Source organism: Rhizobacter sp. P2_H2, from assembly GCF_056403375.1.
On the sequence record NZ_JBFUFP010001328.1, the window covers coordinates 1 to 1291 of the forward strand.

General features: G+C 69.2%; 2 protein-coding genes. One reads left to right on the forward strand and one right to left on the reverse strand.

Annotation, left to right across the window (positions count from 1 at the left end):
* Positions 1 to 559: pyridoxal-phosphate-dependent aminotransferase family protein (locus AC1D15_RS32810; protein ID WP_477829354.1), on the forward strand; the 559-nt coding region annotated here is incomplete at its 5' end.
* A 10-nt stretch (positions 560 to 569) separates the two neighbouring features.
* Here AC1D15_RS32810 and AC1D15_RS32815 read toward each other — a convergent pair.
* Positions 570 to 1136 (reverse strand): hypothetical protein, encoded by a 567-nt coding sequence (locus AC1D15_RS32815; protein WP_477829355.1) that lies wholly within the window; start codon positions 1134 to 1136, stop codon positions 570 to 572.
* Between the last annotated feature and the right edge of the window lie 155 nt (positions 1137 to 1291).

A 1291-nucleotide genomic window follows, 5' to 3' on the forward strand; every position in this document is an offset into this window, starting at 1 on the left:
CCTGATCAGCGCGCCGCAGAAGGGCTGGAGCGGCTCGCCCGGCAGCGCCTTCGTGATGCTGAGCGCCGCGGCGCGCGACCGCATGGCGAAGACGCAGAGCACCAGCTTCGCCTGCGACTTGCGCAAGTGGCTGCAGATCGCCGAGACCTACGAGGCCGGCGCGTTCGGCTACCACACGACGATGCCCACCGATGCGCTGACGAAGACCTGGGAGGTCATGCAGGAGACCGAGCGCTTCGGCTTCGAGGCGGCGCGCCATGCGCAGCAGCAGCTCGGCACCAAGGTGCGCACGCTGCTGGCGCAGAAGGGCTTCAAGAGCGTCGCTGCCGCCGGCTTCGAGTCGCCCGGCGTGGTCGTCAGCTTCACCGACGACCCCGAGATCCAGTCGGCCCGCAAGTTCGCCGGGCTCGGGCTGCAGACCGCCGCCGGCGTGCCGCTTCAGTGCGACGAACCGGCGGATTTCCGCAGCTGGCGCATCGGGCTGTTCGGGCTCGACAAACTGGCCCATGTCGACCGCACGGTGCAGCAGCTGGCGAATGCGCTGGAGCGTCTTCGCTGACCAACGCTGATCAGTCGTCCACGGCAGGAGGGCGGCGCGGCATCGGGCGCTCGCGGCGCCAGGCGCGCATCAAGGCCTCGTGCAAGGGCGGGATCACCAGGCGCAGCCGGTCCAGCGCCTGCGGCGGGCTCACCGCGTCACCCAGGTTGCCGAAGCAGAAGCAGCTGCCGACGATGCCGCCGAGGTCGATCCGGCCGTGCAATGCGACCCGGCGCAGGCCCAGTGCTTCGAGCGCACACTGCTCGCGCGCCGACATCCGCCCGGCATCGCCGGGCAGGGCCAGGATCTGTGGCTCGCCCGAATCGAGCCAGCGCTTCAGCGCCGGCCGATCGGCCAGGTCGAGCTCGCGCGGCATCCGTGCCAGCACTTCGGCCGGGTGGTTCAACGCAATGGCATGAACCAGGCGCAGCTGCGCCGGTGAGATGCGCACGATGGCCGCGATCAGCGAGCCATGCGGCAGCAGTGGCTGCAGCTGCCGGCGCGCCATCGCGGCGAACTGCGCTTCGTCGCTGCATTGCGCGCAGGCATCGCGCAGCTCGATCAGTCGAGCCGTTTCTTCGATCGATTCCTTCTTCATTCCCTTGTCCAGGTACCGTCCGCCGGCGGGATGCGGCGGAAACCCGGCCATTGGCGGCTCCGAATGTGCAGCGAATGCGGAGGCCGCCATAGGGAATGAAGATGGTGACCACAGGATGCCAGATGGCTCAGGCGAGCGATGGCACCACCTTCAGC

Coding starts and splice junctions, on each gene's coding strand:
- AC1D15_RS32815 (WP_477829355.1), bottom strand. CDS start 1,136: ATGAAGAAGGAATCGATCGAAGAAACGGCTCGACTGATCGAGCTGCGC.